At 37.4% G+C, this 15624-nt stretch carries 14 protein-coding genes; 8 read left to right on the forward strand and 6 right to left on the reverse strand.

The annotated features are described in order from the left end of the window. The first annotated feature begins 20 nt into the window (after positions 1-20). Positions 21-1421 (forward strand): NYN domain-containing protein, encoded by a 1401-nt coding sequence (locus ACE1AT_RS22385; protein ID WP_374872343.1) that lies wholly within the window; start codon positions 21-23, stop codon positions 1419-1421. Between the two features lie 105 nt (positions 1422-1526). On the opposite strand, the gene mnmH is transcribed toward ACE1AT_RS22385, so the two are convergent. After that, positions 1527-2573, reverse strand: a complete 1047-nt coding sequence (mnmH, locus tag ACE1AT_RS22390) for a tRNA 2-selenouridine(34) synthase MnmH (protein WP_374872369.1) — start codon at positions 2571-2573, stop codon at positions 1527-1529. Positions 2574-2810: 237 nt separating this feature from the next. Between mnmH and ACE1AT_RS22395 the strand changes: the two genes are divergently transcribed. From ACE1AT_RS22395 to ACE1AT_RS22425, 7 genes are all read left to right on the forward strand, one after another. Beyond that, positions 2811-3167, forward strand: a complete 357-nt coding sequence (locus ACE1AT_RS22395) for a four helix bundle protein (protein ID WP_374872345.1) — start codon at positions 2811-2813, stop codon at positions 3165-3167. 156 nt (positions 3168-3323) lie between these two features. Continuing rightward, a complete protein-coding gene (locus tag ACE1AT_RS22400) occupies positions 3324-3782 on the forward strand; it encodes a Mov34/MPN/PAD-1 family protein (RefSeq protein WP_374872347.1) in 459 nt (152 codons plus the stop codon). Between the two features lie 79 nt (positions 3783-3861). After that, complete coding sequence (gene moeB, locus ACE1AT_RS22405) at positions 3862-5034, forward strand: molybdopterin-synthase adenylyltransferase MoeB (protein ID WP_374872349.1); 1173 nt, start codon at positions 3862-3864, stop codon at positions 5032-5034. Between the two features lie 1145 nt (positions 5035-6179). After that, positions 6180-7307, forward strand: coding sequence for a glycosyltransferase family 4 protein (locus tag ACE1AT_RS22410; RefSeq protein ID WP_374872351.1), 1128 nt, complete (start codon positions 6180-6182; stop codon positions 7305-7307). Positions 7308-7522: 215 nt separating this feature from the next. Beyond that, positions 7523-8128, forward strand: coding sequence for a TIGR04376 family protein (locus ACE1AT_RS22415; protein WP_374872353.1), 606 nt, complete (start codon positions 7523-7525; stop codon positions 8126-8128). An 87-nt stretch (positions 8129-8215) separates the two neighbouring features. Then, the gene (locus ACE1AT_RS22420; RefSeq protein ID WP_374872355.1) at positions 8216-8956 is read left to right on the forward strand and encodes a prolipoprotein diacylglyceryl transferase; all 741 of its coding nucleotides are present in this window, start codon (positions 8216-8218) and stop codon (positions 8954-8956) included. Between the two features lie 3 nt (positions 8957-8959). Next, on the forward strand, positions 8960-9529 hold the full coding sequence (locus ACE1AT_RS22425) for a nitrate transporter (protein ID WP_374872357.1): 570 nt from the start codon (positions 8960-8962) through the stop codon (positions 9527-9529). A 102-nt stretch (positions 9530-9631) separates the two neighbouring features. On the opposite strand, the gene ACE1AT_RS22430 is transcribed toward ACE1AT_RS22425, so the two are convergent. The 5 genes from ACE1AT_RS22430 to ACE1AT_RS22450 form a co-directional block, all read right to left on the reverse strand. Further along, positions 9632-10267, reverse strand: a complete 636-nt coding sequence (locus ACE1AT_RS22430; protein WP_374872359.1) for a hypothetical protein — start codon at positions 10265-10267, stop codon at positions 9632-9634. A 68-nt stretch (positions 10268-10335) separates the two neighbouring features. Continuing rightward, positions 10336-11340, reverse strand: a complete 1005-nt coding sequence (locus tag ACE1AT_RS22435) for a hypothetical protein (RefSeq protein ID WP_374872361.1) — start codon at positions 11338-11340, stop codon at positions 10336-10338. 414 nt (positions 11341-11754) lie between these two features. Beyond that, entirely contained in the window at positions 11755-12726 is a 972-nt protein-coding gene (locus tag ACE1AT_RS22440; RefSeq protein WP_374872363.1) for a CobW family GTP-binding protein, read from the reverse strand. A gap of 434 nt (positions 12727-13160) precedes the next feature. Next, the gene (locus ACE1AT_RS22445) at positions 13161-14228 is read right to left on the reverse strand and encodes a glycosyltransferase (RefSeq protein ID WP_374872365.1); all 1068 of its coding nucleotides are present in this window, start codon (positions 14226-14228) and stop codon (positions 13161-13163) included. Positions 14229-14339: 111 nt separating this feature from the next. Continuing rightward, positions 14340-15308, reverse strand: coding sequence for a glycosyltransferase family 2 protein (locus ACE1AT_RS22450; protein ID WP_374872367.1), 969 nt, complete (start codon positions 15306-15308; stop codon positions 14340-14342). Positions 15309-15624: the final 316 nt, after the last annotated feature.

Below are 15624 nucleotides of genomic sequence, written 5' to 3' on the forward strand. Positions count from 1 at the left end.
CTTCCCTAAAGTGTTTGAGTATGACCAATAACAATCTTTTGCTGAAGCCTGATGAGACTATCTTGATCAATCAGATAAGTAACTACGTTTATCAAGCGATCGCACTCATTCAAGAACAACAACCAGAGTTATTACTAGAAAAATATAGAAATATAGACTGGCGTAGTAGTCGCAATCAATCTGCATTCACAGCAAAATTAATAGAATTCCTCAACTCAAATCACACTGATCATGCCTTATTTTCAGAATTGCCAAGATTTTTGAAAGCTATCCTCACTCTTGAATCTTTTGATTCACCTATATTGATAAATCTACTAGATACAGTTCGTCAACTTTCTTCTCACAATTCTGAGCAACATAACTTATATCTTCATCAAAAACCAGATATATCAGAACAGAATAATCTTACTAATGACAATCAATCTATGCAAAATATAGGCATAGCAATTTTACTTTTAGATGCAGAAAATCTCCAAATTAATGTCGAAACAGAAAAGTTTTTAACAACAGTTTGTGCTTGTTGTTTACAAGTTAAAATTGCCTTTGCTAATTGGCGCAGCATGGGTAAAATTGATATTCAACTTCATGAACGTGGTTATGAATTAATTCACGTTCCATCTGGTAAAGACAATGCTGATGGTAAAATGATCGCTTTTGGCTCATCAATTCATGAGCGTTACCCAAAAGCTAAAGAAATCTTAGTTTGTTCAACAGATCATGTCATGACAAATCTTTGTAACCACCTTCAGCAAAATGGGTTGACAGTATACAGGGTGAGTAAACAGGGAGAAAGTCTGACTGTATTTAATAGTAATACAGGTAAAGTCATTAATTTTATCCCAAATCTACCGTCACTGGAAACTTTTATTCAACAACTAAAAAAAATTATCAAAGCCGAGCAAAAAAGCACAAATAGTTATTGGATTCAATTATCTAAAATTTCACAAATTTATGAAAATAAATATAAATTCAGTATTAACGAAGTAGTATCTAAGCATTTACCTAATAAAAGAGCAAGAGATATTTTTATCAACTATCCTAATGAATTTGTTATACATCAAATTGATGAAAATTCTGAGTTGTATATAGCGTTATTTGAAATTCGTGAATACCCAGAATTAAATAGTATTAATACAATTCAGCAAAATAGTACTTCCTTATCTTTAGTATCTAATATTAAATCTAAAACTGATTTAGAAGAGGCACTTAAACAGATTCTCATTCATTTAACAATTAAATCTCCTGGAAGTTACGTTGATATTGGCATATTGGGTAGTAAGTTTAGTCAGCAATATGGCAAATCAATTACTGAGCAAATTAAAAGTTTGCAGTTAAATAGTAATTTTATTAAATTTTTACAATCCAGTCAGACTTTTGAAATCAAACAGACAGAAAAAAGATGGGAAGTAGCCGTTCGGTAAGTCGCTTGATAAACCTAAATTGATGCAATAAAATTTGCTTGTAAATTTAATATTGGACTTTAGCTATGAGACTAAGATTTAAATTGCAGGCTACTCACATCGCCACTACAAACTTAAATCTAGCAACGCGCGTATACTCTCATCAGATAAATCGTACAGATATCGCATCTCTTTGAAATTACTAAAATTTCGTTGAATTGATTTGCGATAGGTTGGATCGTAGTGATTAGATAAAATATCTCTGATCAATAATTCCCACTTTTCAGCATCAATTAATTGATACCATTGATTTACTTTTTCCCAGCCATAGCGGTCTTTGAGTTTTTCCAATTTTGCTTTTAAAATATCAGGATATTCTATAAAGTGGGAATATTTTTGTAAAAGAAACTTGACTCTGGCTGTGATTGGTAGTTGAATATCTACACAACAGGCCTGTTTCATTTTCTCCCACAAAGACTTCGGTAAATAGACTTTACCTATTTTTCTACTTTCTGACTCTATCCAAACTGGCTGGTTAGGATTAAAGCTTTGAAGTTGCTGCAATAGTAGTGATTCAAAGTACTTTTGGGTAGGCTGGGATGAAAGTTTATCTTGCCATTCTTCACCAAATACAGAACCACGATGTTGAGCCAAATTTTCTAAATCTAATACTTGAGTGCCACGCTCACGCATTTGCCTTAAAATGTAGGTCTTCCCACTACCAGTTAAACCACACAGTATTTTGTAGGTAAATTTTTTGGGCAATTCTTCTATTTGTTGACGCACATAAGCGCGATAAGTTTTGTAGCCACCTTCAAGTAGGGTTACACGCCAACCAATTTGACCAAGTACTATAGCCATACTTAAAGAAGGCTGTCCACCCCGCCAGCAATACACAAGAGGATGATAGCTCTTTTCTTTCTTGGCAAAGTGTTGAGTGATATGCTCAGAGATATTCTTTGTTACCAAAGCCGCACCAACTTTTCTGGCTTGAAACGTGTTGATCTGTTTGTATATAGTTCCTACTTCTGTGCGTTCGGAATTATTTAGTACAGGTAAATTGATTGCGCCAGGAATATGATCTTCGCTAAATTCTCTGGGAGAGCGAACATCAATAATTTCAGTGTAGGTTTCTGTCTGAGGTTTTTGAGTGTATGTAGGTAAAGGTGGCATGTGATTAAGATAATTATAAATAATTGCTTGAAAATAAGGTTTATTCTCCTGATTGTAATAAATAGCGTTATATCTCATAAACACCTTAGCGTAGCTATTGAGTTAAGAGGTTATTGACACGGTAAATTCATTACCCAAATAACAAACACCTAACAACTAGCACTAGCCCCCATCGAATGGCATAGTAGTAGGGTGGGTACTACCCACCCTACTATTTTTTAGGGGTATACAATCAAAATGACAGACTTCAGAGAACTCAAAGAATGGGAAAAAGCCCATGAGTTAACAGTTGCGGTCTATGAAACCACCCAGTCTTTCCCCGAAGAAGAATTACTGGGGTTAACGCAACAAATACGTTTAGCCTGTTCCGCAATCCCCGTTAAAATAGCCCAGGGATGCAATCGCGAAGAGAGAGAAGAGCAAGTTAATTTTTTGGAAACCGCAAAGGATGCAGCCATTGAGGTAGAGTATTATCTGCTGCTGTGTTATGAGTTGGATATGCTCGATTCTTCTGATTACGATCGCCTAGTCAGCAAAACAGTGGAAGCTAAAGAACTCCTAGAATTGTTCATCGATAAACTTAGTCATAGATAAATTAGTAGTTAGTGGTTAGAAATCAACTATTAGGAATACTATTTGATTTTTGCGAAGCTAGGTAAACTTCCTGTTCCCTGTTTCCTGTTCCCTATCTTCACAAGTAAGTTCATAGATCAAAGTGGATTCTTATACTAACTACTAACTGATAACAGTATGATTCAACTTACTCCCCAAAATTTACAAACCATCTACAGTCACGCTGAAACTACTTACCCAGAGGAGTGCTGTGGGATTATTTTTGGTCATCGTGGCGATGATGGTAAAACTATAGTAGAAATTATGCCTACAGAAAATGCTTGGAGTGCTGAAGCAGCACTGGATTTTCCTGGTGATCAAATCATATATGAGAAGAAGCGCAGGTATGCGATCGCGCCTCAAGTCATGTTACAAGCACAAAAAGCAGCACGGACACGTTCTATCGATATAATAGGTATTTATCACTCTCATCCCGACTATCCAGCAATTCCCTCAGAATTTGACCGACAGTGTGCTTGGCAAGAATACTCATACATTATTGTTTCTGTGCAGAATGGCAAAGCTGCTGAGATCAACAGCTGGTGTCTTGATGATCACCACCAGTTCCAACCAGAAACAATTGAAAAGTTATTTTAAAAACCACTCAAGATACAAAGACACAAAGGGTATCGTTTTTGGGTAGGATAAAAAGTCCGCGCTTCCTCATCTAACTGCTATGCTAAATCCGAATTTGGATGAAATCCAGCTGACGAAAGACGATTACGAACGCTACTCCCGACATTTAATTTTGCCGGAAGTAGGATTAGAAGGGCAAAAGCGTCTCAAAGCTGCTAGTGTACTGTGTATCGGTACAGGTGGACTAGGTTCACCGTTACTTTTATATCTGGCTGCGGCGGGTATTGGACGCATTGGTATTGTTGATTTCGATGTTGTTGATACTTCCAACCTCCAACGTCAGGTGATTCACGGTACTTCTTGGGTGGGTAAACCCAAGATTGCATCAGCCAAGAATCGCATTCTCGAAATTAACCCCTATTGTCAGGTTGATCTATACGAAACTCGTCTGAGTTCCGAAAACGCTCTCGATATTGTTAAACCTTATGATGTTGTCGTTGATGGAACTGATAATTTCCCAACGCGATATCTTGTCAACGATGCTTGTGTATTGCTAGATAAACCCAACGTCTACGGTTCCATTTTCCGTTTTGAAGGTCAAGCAACGGTATTTAACTACGAGGGTGGGCCAAATTACCGTGATTTGTATCCAGAACCCCCACCACCAGGGATGGTTCCCTCTTGTGCAGAAGGCGGTGTCTTGGGAATTTTGCCGGGAATGATTGGTATCATCCAAGCAACAGAAACCGTTAAGATTATTATGGGTCAGGGCAATACTTTAAGTGGACGCTTACTGCTGTACAATGCCTTAGAAATGAAATTCCGCGAATTGAAATTGCGTCCCAATCCGATACGTCCAGTAATTGAAAAGTTGATAGATTACGAACAATTCTGCGGTATTCCACAAGCGCAAGCAGAGGAGGCGAAACAGCAAATGGAACTTTCTGAAATGACTGTTCAGGAATTGAAGCAGTTGTTGGATAGTGGTAGTGACAATTTTGTACTGCTGGATGTCCGCAACCCACATGAATATGAAATTGCTAAGATTCCTGGCTCTGTCTTACTACCTTTACCTGATATCGAAAATGGTAATGGTGTAGACAAAGTCCAGGAATTAGTCAACGGTCATCGCTTGATTGTCCATTGTAAGTCGGGTATGCGTTCTGCAAAAGCTTTGGGAATTCTCAAGCAAGCAGGAATTGATGGTACAAACGTCAAGGGTGGTATTCTGGCTTGGAGTAAGGAAATTGATCCATCTGTACCGACATACTAAATATTAAAGTTCAATAGATTATTGATGCACACAGGTAATTTTTATCTGTGTGCATTGAATTATTAGGGTTTGAAACCTGACTTTTAAATCAAGCAAACCCAGACTTTACAAACATCTTCTTAGCCCCTATTCGCCAGTGGTATCCTAAGTCGGGAATCTTGTTGTTCACGAATGATTTAGAATTGCTAGATTTAATAACTAATTGAATCTGTTTACATAGCAAAATTCACTATCATCCAGTAAACAACAAGCACAAGAACAACACTGACCCATAAAATGGCTTTGTTTTGAAACAAATTGGTTAGACGGTTCATAAGCAGTTATTTCGAGAATTGATTAATTGATTAATTGATTATCAATGTCTGATTATTCAGACCCTGCACCAGCTTTTCGTTCCGCCAAGAAATCAATAAATTTTTGCGCTGCATAGCGGAAGTCAGATAAATCTGACTAGGAAAGTCTTTGAGTCCGTTTAAACTGACTGATGCTATTAGCCTAAGAATAAATTCTCAGGCGGTATATAGGGTAAGTGCAAGATGTCTGATCACAGACAAATAAATCAGACAAAGATATACGGCATACTTTTATATGCTTTGGTAACTAATTCAGAATGGGTCTAAAACAGAGACTTTCATCTATCTTGATTTCAGTACGTTTTTACGTACTTAAGCTATTAGCTGCGAATTTATTGCAGGGCGAATTAGGAATTGAAGCTATACACTCCTCACTTCAATAATCCTGAATACAAATAGTCATCCATCAAAATCAAACCGACTTTGATTTAATAGAGCAAAGGGAATTGAAATTTGGATCTGATATTAATTTTATTCTAGCTATTTCAACAGAATTTTGCAGCACTGATAAAAGGAAAACATGGAGACTCAGATGATCTTTCGCAAGACTGATGACAAATCAATTTATAAATAACTTGTGCTGTAAATAACTTCTTTTTCATACCTGAAAGCTAATATATCCTCACCAAGGGTAGACAACAATTTGTTTTATATAAATATAAACTTTGTATTAATCCCTGGCTCGACTAGTGTTTCAAGTAGGCTCTCAGATTAAATGAGTTGCTTTAAAACACATATTTAGAAAAAACGTAGCCGCTTTTTTATTCTCATCTTTCTTTTCAGGAGTCTTTTATGCGAATTGCTCAGGTTGCTCCACTGTGGGAAAGAGTACCACCTCCAGGTTACGGTGGAACTGAGTTAGTAGTGGGTTTATTAACCGATGAGTTAGTCCGACGTGGACACGAAGTCACGCTATTTGCATCGGGAGATTCTCTCACTTTAGCAAAGCTAGTATCAGTTCATCCTCGTGCTTTACGGCTTGATAAAAGTATCAAAGAGTACGGCGTCTATGAGATGTTGGAATTGAGTCGAGTGTATGAATCAGCAGATGAGTTTGATATCATTCACTCTCATATGGGTTGCAATGCATTACCCTACGTTAATTTAGTCAAGACACCTACTGTACATACGTTGCACGGTATTTTTACACCCGACAACGAAAAATTATTTGTACATGCTAAAAATCAACCCTACGTGAGTATTTCTAATTCACAGCGTGAACTAAGGTTAGGGTTGAATTATGCAGCAACAGTTTATAACGGAATAGATGTCAGCAGCCATAAATTTCATGCTGAACCAGAAGAACCACCCTACTTGGCATTTTTGGGTAGGATATCACCAGAAAAAGGAACGCATATAGCAATACAAATTGCAAAAGCAACTGGTTGGCGTTTAAAAATGGCAGGCAAAATAGATGTAGTTGATCAAGAATATTTTGAAAAAGAAGTTAAACCTCTCATTGATGGTAAACAAATAGAATACTTAGGTGAAGCAAATCATCTTCAGAAAAATGCTCTGATGGGTGGTGCAGTAGCAACTTTATTTACTATTACTTGGCGAGAACCATTTGGATTAGTAATGGTAGAATCAATGGCAGCAGGAACACCCGTGATTGCGATGAATATGGGTTCAGTTCCAGAAGTAATTGCTCACGGTAAAACTGGTTTTATCTGTAACAATATTACAGAATGCGTTGATGCTGTGAGCAAGGTGGAAAAACTTGCTCGCTATGCATGTCGTGAGCATGTCGAAAATAATTTCAGCGTGCGAAAAATGGTAGATGGCTATGAAGCTGTTTATCAAGAAATTGTTTCACAGCGACTTGCTCCAAGTGGAAAACTTATGCACTTAGATGACTTCAAACATAAGCCACAATTGAGTGCATCAAATCGTATTGCTCTGTTGCATTCAAAAATGTAAATAAGCAGAAAAAGAGTAAAGGGAAAATAAATTGTTAATCCCTTTAACTCTACCATTTGCCGCGACTGATTTAATTATAAAAAAGATAATTTATGCTCCAGTTGGCTCAATATAGCCTTGTAAATTCTCTGGCTCAAACTGGTGTAAAATGCGAGTTGCTTGACAAGTCAATTCCTCAGTAGCTTTTCCCAGGTGATAATCATGACTACAATAAAATGATATACTTCACCTCTGGAGTTCTAGCTGTGGGTTTATTTGATGATTTGAGTCGGTTTCTGGAAAATCGTTTAGAGGAATTCTTGCGAAGTAATCCGCATCTGGAATTAGAAGCGTTGTTAGAACAGCTGCGGGAGCAAGAGGAAGATACTTTAAAGTTGATTGCAGACCTACAATTACAAGAGAAGCGATCGCAAGACGAAATTTTGTCCACAGCGCAAGAAATTCAAAGATGGCATATTCGTGTCCAAAAAGCAAAAAATGCTGGTAGAGAGGATTTAGCAGCAAAAGCACAAGAGAGAGAAGCTGCACTCTTGCGTCAAGGAAATCAGCAGTGGGGACAAATGCAAGGAGTGAAAGAACGCGTTACCCAAGCACAGGATCTACTCAAGAAAGTTCAACAACGACGTCAAGAAGTACAAGCAAAAGCTGCGGAAGCACAAAGCGCACGTGCTCAAGCACAAGCACAACAGCGTGTTGAAAGCGCTGGTTGGTCAAATCAAAGCCGTGGTTATTCTAGCGGGAATGATCCTTTAGAAGAAACATTCCGCCGTTGGGAAACTGAGGCTGAGTTGGAAGAAATGAAGCGAAAGATGGGAAAATAGTCATTGGTCATTTGTCATTTGTCATTTGTCATTTGTGAATAAGTATTGACATTTGACACTTGACACTTGACACTTGACTCTTAATCAATGACATTTCCCGTTTATTTTTATCTGGGTTCATTGCGGATTCACCCACATATTTTATTTGAATCCATAGCTTATACTGTAGCGTTACGTTTAGTATTGCGTAATGTCCGCAAGGATATTATTACACCGCCACAGCGCACTTCTATTATTGTGGGTGGAATGCTGGGTGCGCTTGTGGGTGCAAAGGCGTTAGTTTTACTGCAACATATTGATTTATTTTGGCAAAATTCTCAGCTATTTTTATTACTATTATTGCAAGGTAAAACAGTTGTCGGAGCTTTATTAGGTGCTGTGATTGGGGTAGAAATTACCAAGAAAATTATTGGTGTGAAGCGTTCTACTGGTGATGTATTTGTCTATCCATTAATACTAGGAACGGCGATTGGTAGGATTGGTTGCTTTTTAACTGGGTTGAGCGATCGCACTTATGGAATTGCGACAAAATTACCTTGGGGTATAGATTTTGGTGATGGCATTCTCCGTCATCCCACCCAATTGTATGAAATCATATTTTTAATTATCTTAATTATATTTATACGCCTTCGCAGTCGCTATCAATACCAAGAAGGTGATTTATTTAAATTTTATTTAGTTTGTTATTTAAGTTTTAGATTTTTGATAGATTTTATAAAGCCCGACTTTCATATTTTCTTAGGAATGAGTGCGATTCAAATTGCTTGTTTGTGCTATATAATTTATTACAATCGCTCTATTCTTGAGATGTTTCAATTGAAATCGTGAGGCATGGAGCATAGTAAATTGTTAGATTTTTTATCTAGCCTACAGTTATTATTTGTAGGCTTTATCCCTGCTGCAATATTGGGGATTTTACTGGGAAGTGCAATTGGTATAAATCCCTTACTTTATCAACTATGTAAGCGATTGCTACAGATTCCCTATAGTATTCCTCCCATAGCACTTGTACCACTCGCTTTCATCTTTTTTAAAGAAGTAGAAGTAGCAGCAAGTATGGTAGTTTTTTTTAGCGCTATCTGGTCAGTAATGATTAACACAGCTACGGGTATGCGAAAAAGTCGTCTCCAAGATAATAATTTTCGTGTAGCAATAAATTATATATTTGATGCTTTAAGAAGTGGTCTTTGGATAGCTTGGTTTACTGTGATTGCAATTGAAATGTTGACAGTCGGAAAAGGATTGGGGTTTTTGATTTGGAATGGTTACAGAGGAGGTAACTATAACAATATTATCGAGGGTGTAATATATATTGGCACTATCGGTTTTCTTTTAGATCAACTATTAGATATTACAGGCAATATTCTGGCACAACTTGTCTCGGAAGGGAAACAATCTTAATTTGAGTTTTTCACCTTAATGTCTTAGTGTCTTAGTGTTTCAAAAGTTAATTTTTCACCACTAAGACACAAGAAAAGTACATTACACCTGGAGAACGAATTATTAATTAATCATTTTCAATGCTGCTTGAACTCGAATTGTGGAAAACCACTTATCGTCTGTTCTCCATAGTTCCAAAACATCATGATTTTTATCATCAACTGTACGCCATCGCAGCCAATGGTTCTGATCTCTAGTTCTTAACATAATTGCTTTTTGAGCAATTATGGAACCATTTTCTATACCAGATTTAACTGAATTAATTTCTGAACGCGCGGTGTTAGCTGTGTTTTGAGCAGCTTGTGCTTCCGAACGCGCGGTATTGGCTGTGTTTTGAGCAGTTTGTGCTTCCGAACGAGCAGTATTTGCAGTGGTTTGAGCATTTTTCGCCTCAGAACGAGCTGTTTGTGCTTCTGAGGAAACAGTTTTTACACTTTTTGCAGTATCTTGAATCAAATTTGTTGTATTTGTCAGGAGAGTTTTTGTGGCTTCAAGTTCCGTTTTTGTCGCCTGAAGTTCCGATTTTAATTGCTCTATTTCTTTAGTTTTATTTTGTAGTTCTGTCTGAATAGATTGCACTTGCGCTTGGATTTGCGATTTGATTGCTTCAAATCTAGCTGTTTCGTTTTCTATTTCCTTACGTGCATCTTCTATTCTTTTAATTGCTTCTTCATAGGCTTGTAATGGTGTTAATGCCATGTTTTGTCCTTTAAAATTACAAATTAATTGATCGGTGTTCTATTTTTAGGAGATAACTGTTTACTAAGCTAAAGCCAATTCTTCCACAATCTATAGAGTTGGCCATATTTCAACCAATCCCTGATAAAAATATCTTTAAAGTCAGGTGCGCTTCTAGCAACATAGTTCATTCTTGCTGCATTATATTGCAGTTGTCCGTACACATCTAATATTTTACTAATAGATGATTTTTCATTAATTCTAGTTATTAGCTCACACTCTTTTAATCTATAAATATCAATATTTTCTAAGTCTAGTCCCGACTTCCATTGTAAATCTAGCTTGCGTCTGCAATCATCAAATGGATTAGGCAGTAGGCGTCTAAATTTTTCTAATTCTTTTTTAAATTCTTCTATTTCTCCAACTGCGATCGCTTCAATTTTATCTATTAACTTATCTACATCTTGAAAAAACTTTGACTCTAAAGCATCTATCCGATCTAGGGTTGGTTCAATTAGTTTTCTGCGAAATTGTTCCGGAGTAAATCTATCACTAATTTCTTTGGCTGTTTTAATAGTATCCATCATTGTGATAGAGATTTGAGTAATTCTGTTTTCTAATGACTTGTCAACATCTCCTATTGTTGCTCTTAAACTTAAGATTGCTTCTGCACGAGCCAGATTAATTTCGTCAAAGGTGATTTTTAGATTTTCTTTGTAGCCTGTATCAACATCACTAAGCAAATCATCAATATTGCTTTTGATTTCGTCTTTTAATCCAGAAAAATTATCAACTGTTTGTCTAACTATGTCTTTAGCAGCATCTTCTGTTTGTGCAATCCGTCTTTGGGTGATGTAATCAATTTTTTCTGCAAATGGAGCTAAATTATCATCAAATAAGTTATTCATTGCAGAATCGAATTCTTTTCTAATCGGCTCTGCAAAACTTTTTGATATCCTTCTTACTACTCCTTTCATACCTATATTCAGAGTGCTGGCTGGATAACAATCACCACTTACACATCTGTCTAGTTTTGTGCCTATGTAGCTACCATTATTTTCTAATTTTTCTTTTACCTCAGAGGTTAATGTCATATATATCACGCAGACGAAAGTTTATAGATAGATATGTTAGTTAAGTAAAATAAGTTAACTAAATATAGTGATTTTGTTTAGGTAAGAAGTTTAAGCAATGAGCTAAAAAGCACACTTGACTTTATACAAATAAATTAAAATAAGGGATTTTTTAGGAATTATTTTGGTTTTTGAATTTTGCATTGTTTAAATTATCACACTTACATAAAGCAGTATAAAATTTTAATCTTATCTTTACAAAAATATTAATCGTAATAAATTATACAATCAACTTCAAGACTGTTCGAGGTTTTGCACAAAATTCCGCCGTAAAACTTCTAAAGACGCGGTGACACGGAGAGTGGGAGATGAGGGGAGTGTGGGGAGTGGGGGAAGACAACGCCAGAAAAATAGCCCCCTTGTCCCCGTTCTCCTTTAAACTAAGCAGGCGAGAAAATCTTGTTTGAGTTTGGCTTCATCTAGGTTACGGCCGATGAATACTAATTCGTTTTTACGGGTTTCGCTGTCTTTCCAAGGGCGATCAGGTTTTCCTTCAAAGATCATATGCACTCCTTGAAAGACAAAGCGATCGCTTTCTCCAGCAATATTTAAAATACCCTTCATCCGAAAGATATCCGGGCCTTGGGTTTGCAGTAACTTACCTAGCCAATTGTTGAGTTTATCTCCATCCAGGGCGCCTTCGGCAACTAAAGCCACAGAATACACGTTTTCATCGTGTTCATGAGCATCTTCCCCTAAGAATTCGGGGTCGATTTCCAAAGCACGATCTAAATCAAAGGCTTTCACACCCAAAAGCGCATCCATTGCTACTTGGGAATCGCGGGTACGGTAAATTTTTGCCATTGCATTCATTCCGCGAATTCGCCTTTCTAATTCATCCAGCACATCTGGTGTAACTAAATCGGTTTTATTTAACAAAATAACGTCAGCAAAAGCAATCTGTTCTTGTGCTTCGTCAGCTTCCCAATGTTGCCAAATGTGCTTGGCATCCACTACTGTCACCACAGCATCCAGTTCTAACTGTTCCCGCATATCTTCATCGACAAAAAATGTCTGAATCACTGGTGCAGGATCAGCTAGTCCAGTGGTTTCAATCACCAAATGGTCAAATTTGTGACGGCGTTTCATCAAATTACCGATGATACGAATCAAATCACCCCGCACTGTACAGCAGATACAGCCGTTGTTCATCTCAAAGATTTCTTCATCTGTATCGATCACCAATTGATTATCAATACCCACTTCCCCAAATTCATTGACAATCACAGCCACTTTTTTGCCATGTTCGTGGGTGAGAATACGATTGAGCAGAGTTGTTTTTCCTGCTCCCAAATAACCAGTGAGAACTGTTACTGGAACTACGTCTGTTGTCACAGTACTGACCATATCCCAGATACCTTATTTTTCAAATGATAATCGTATTCACTCTAACCAATAGCTCACGCTTTGACCAGATCCTTGAAAAGTAACCTGGTTGCTTTAGCAGCAATCCGTGATCGATCGCTCGTTGTTTTTCTCCTAGTGCTTCATCGCATTAATTTTGAGGGGTAATGTGTTTGTAGTGTAGACGCTCGTAAGAGCGGCTTCCCGAAGGGTGGACTTTAGTCCTCAAATATTTAAGCACTAAAGTGATTACTACAAACCTATCAAGACTAATGTGATTAACCACTAGATGAAGTTTTAATTCACAAATATCGGTAATAGGTAATGGCAATAAAAATTTAAATGACTTATTACCTTTTCCTTTTCCCTTATAAATAATTACCATTTTGGCATCAATGGAGAATCTATTTGTATTGATAGTGGTCGATTTCTAAACACTAATCACTAACTAACTCGTCATAAACTGCCAGCGTTTCTTGATGAACGCGGTCAATATGCAACCACTCCAAATTTTGATGCGCCTTTGTTTTCCACTCTTGTAACGTATCTGGATTACTTAGCAATTTCACCAATGCTGCTGCTAAGGCATTGGAATCTTTTGCTGGTACTAAAATTCCAGCTTGTCCATTATCCAATGCTTCAGGAATTCCGTCTACATCAGTGGCAATAATAGCGCAACTAGCTTCACGGGCTTCTGATAAAACAAGACCAAAAGGTTCGCGGTGAGAAGCGAGGACAAATATATCACAAGCTAATAGATAACGCTGGGGTTCTGGTTGAAAACCTTCAAAATGGATACGCGAACTAACAGTAGTTTTACTTGCTTGTTCCTCAAATTCATAGCGATTAGGCCCGTTTCCGACTATATATAAATTTGCTGCGGTAAAATCTGAGGCTATTTGCTCAAAAGCTGCGATTAACTCGGCTATACCTTTACGATAATACATTCCTGCCACAGTTGCGATCGCTGGATGTTGTAAAGGTAAAGCTTCATACTCCTGTAAGGGACGATTGCGGGGGCTTCCCAGTGTACCATTACACACTACTCGCAATTTTTCTTTAGAGATCCCACGCCGTACCATAGCCTCAGAAACTGCTTTACTAACAGCAATTACCCGATCAGCTAGACCCATAAATATACTGCTGCGTTGAAATTCGTTATGTACGGTGGAAACTAAACCATATCTATTTTTACCTTTATTTCTTAGAAAAGCTGCTAGTATAACTCCTGTCATCATGTGAGCATGAACAATATTTGGCTGAAATTCTTTGACAATTGCCTGATAACCAATAGCAGCTTTGATAAGATTTATTGGTTTGCGTGTTTGATCTAAAAGATAGTGTTTAACACCATAATTTGCTAGTAAATTCTCGTATCCTCCACCACCAGATATTACTGCTACCTCATGACCATCTTTTGCTTGTAAACAAGCCAGGTCAACAGCTACATTGACAATTCCGTTACCAATTTCCTGAACCTCATTTAAGATATGTATAATTCGCATAATCAATTATCAATTTTTTTATACAAGTAGGTATAGTGACACAGATCAAGCTAACTAATTGGGTTTGCCATTTGTTATTTGTCATGCTTCCTCATTGGTAGCGCCAAAAAATCATAACTCAATCAATACGCATTTACGAATATAATTGTTTTGGTAATGAAAACGACGTAATGCAACAGCCTTAAACAAAAGCCGCCAAGCTTTCCAATAAAAAATAGAGGGAAAGATAATATTGAATAAATTATGAAAGTTTTTTTGTTTAATAGCTACTATAGACCAATGTAATTTCAAATAATTTTTAATATCTTCAAGATTAGGAATATGAGAATGATGCATTTCATCAACTAAAGCATAAATTTTTTCTTTAATTAAAATATTTGTATGTAAACGCCGAGATGGAGAAAACTTGTGATTATAAGCACCAGACCAAATGGTACGGTAAGCAAGGGATTGATTGAGAAAAATTGCATCTCCAAACTTGGCAACATGAATCCAAGAATCAATATCATCACAATTAGCATCAAACTTAGAATCCCAACCTCCTGTTTGCAAAAAAGCATCCCGACGACAAGCTACTTGTACAGGTGTACCAAAAGGTAGAAGTTCTAGTAACATACCATAGTGAATATCAGCTTGGGGAACATAAAAAGCTAGACCAGGTCCTACCTGCGGTGTCCGAGAGAGTTCGACTTCTTTCTCATCTACCTGAATAGCAACACAGGAACAAATCGCTGCTTGAGGTTGGAGTGCGATCGCCCTTGCCATTTCTTCTAGACAATTTACAGCTAAGTAGTCATCATCATCCAAAAACTTAATCCATTCACCGCTAGCTTTACCAATACCAGCATTCACAGTTGCTGAATGACCGGAGTTTACCTCATTGCGATGGTAGATCAAGCGTGAATCTCCACTTTGTGACAACTTTTTGATTAAGCTATTTACATACTCTTGCGTACCATCAGAAGAACAATCATCAGCTACAACTACTTCACTGGCAATAGTCTGGTTCAAAGCAGAGTTGATTGCTCTCTTGAGCAAGTTTAAGCGGTTGTAGGTCGTGATGACCACACTAAATTTCATAACTAACGCTCACACCTGTAGCAAGGTCATCTTAAATACATCTTCTATTTGACGACACAAGTCCCGGAAACGTCACCCTCTCACAAGATTTTGGATTTTGGATTGTTGCTCTCACAAGGGTGTACGGGTATGGGGAGGACTGGAGCCGGAGGAAACCTCCGGCTAAGGAAGTCCGTGTTGACACTCTGCGCTCTGAAGAGACGCAGATTCTCGCATCAGATTCAGCAACAGCCGAATCCAAATGGGCATTGTCAAGATGCCTCTAGACGCTCAGACCTGCTACCGATGCGATACAGGCGTTGCGCTTACTTATTCA

This window comes from Pelatocladus sp. BLCC-F211 (assembly GCF_041928655.1).
Lineage (GTDB): Bacteria > Cyanobacteriota > Cyanobacteriia > Cyanobacteriales > Nostocaceae > Pelatocladus.

Coding starts and splice junctions, on each gene's coding strand:
- mnmH (WP_374872369.1), bottom strand. CDS start 2,573: ATGCCACCTTTACCTACATACACTCAAAAACCTCAGACAGAAACCTAC.
- ACE1AT_RS22395 (WP_374872345.1), top strand. CDS start 2,811: ATGACAGACTTCAGAGAACTCAAAGAATGGGAAAAAGCCCATGAGTTA.
- ACE1AT_RS22450 (WP_374872367.1), bottom strand. CDS start 15,308: ATGAAATTTAGTGTGGTCATCACGACCTACAACCGCTTAAACTTGCTC.
- ACE1AT_RS22400 (WP_374872347.1), top strand. CDS start 3,324: ATGATTCAACTTACTCCCCAAAATTTACAAACCATCTACAGTCACGCT.
- ACE1AT_RS22425 (WP_374872357.1), top strand. CDS start 8,960: ATGGAGCATAGTAAATTGTTAGATTTTTTATCTAGCCTACAGTTATTA.
- ACE1AT_RS22445 (WP_374872365.1), bottom strand. CDS start 14,228: ATGCGAATTATACATATCTTAAATGAGGTTCAGGAAATTGGTAACGGA.
- ACE1AT_RS22385 (WP_374872343.1), top strand. CDS start 21: ATGACCAATAACAATCTTTTGCTGAAGCCTGATGAGACTATCTTGATC.
- moeB (WP_374872349.1), top strand. CDS start 3,862: ATGCTAAATCCGAATTTGGATGAAATCCAGCTGACGAAAGACGATTAC.
- ACE1AT_RS22415 (WP_374872353.1), top strand. CDS start 7,523: ATGATATACTTCACCTCTGGAGTTCTAGCTGTGGGTTTATTTGATGAT.
- ACE1AT_RS22420 (WP_374872355.1), top strand. CDS start 8,216: ATGACATTTCCCGTTTATTTTTATCTGGGTTCATTGCGGATTCACCCA.
- ACE1AT_RS22435 (WP_374872361.1), bottom strand. CDS start 11,340: ATGACATTAACCTCTGAGGTAAAAGAAAAATTAGAAAATAATGGTAGC.
- ACE1AT_RS22440 (WP_374872363.1), bottom strand. CDS start 12,726: ATGGTCAGTACTGTGACAACAGACGTAGTTCCAGTAACAGTTCTCACT.
- ACE1AT_RS22430 (WP_374872359.1), bottom strand. CDS start 10,267: ATGGCATTAACACCATTACAAGCCTATGAAGAAGCAATTAAAAGAATA.
- ACE1AT_RS22410 (WP_374872351.1), top strand. CDS start 6,180: ATGCGAATTGCTCAGGTTGCTCCACTGTGGGAAAGAGTACCACCTCCA.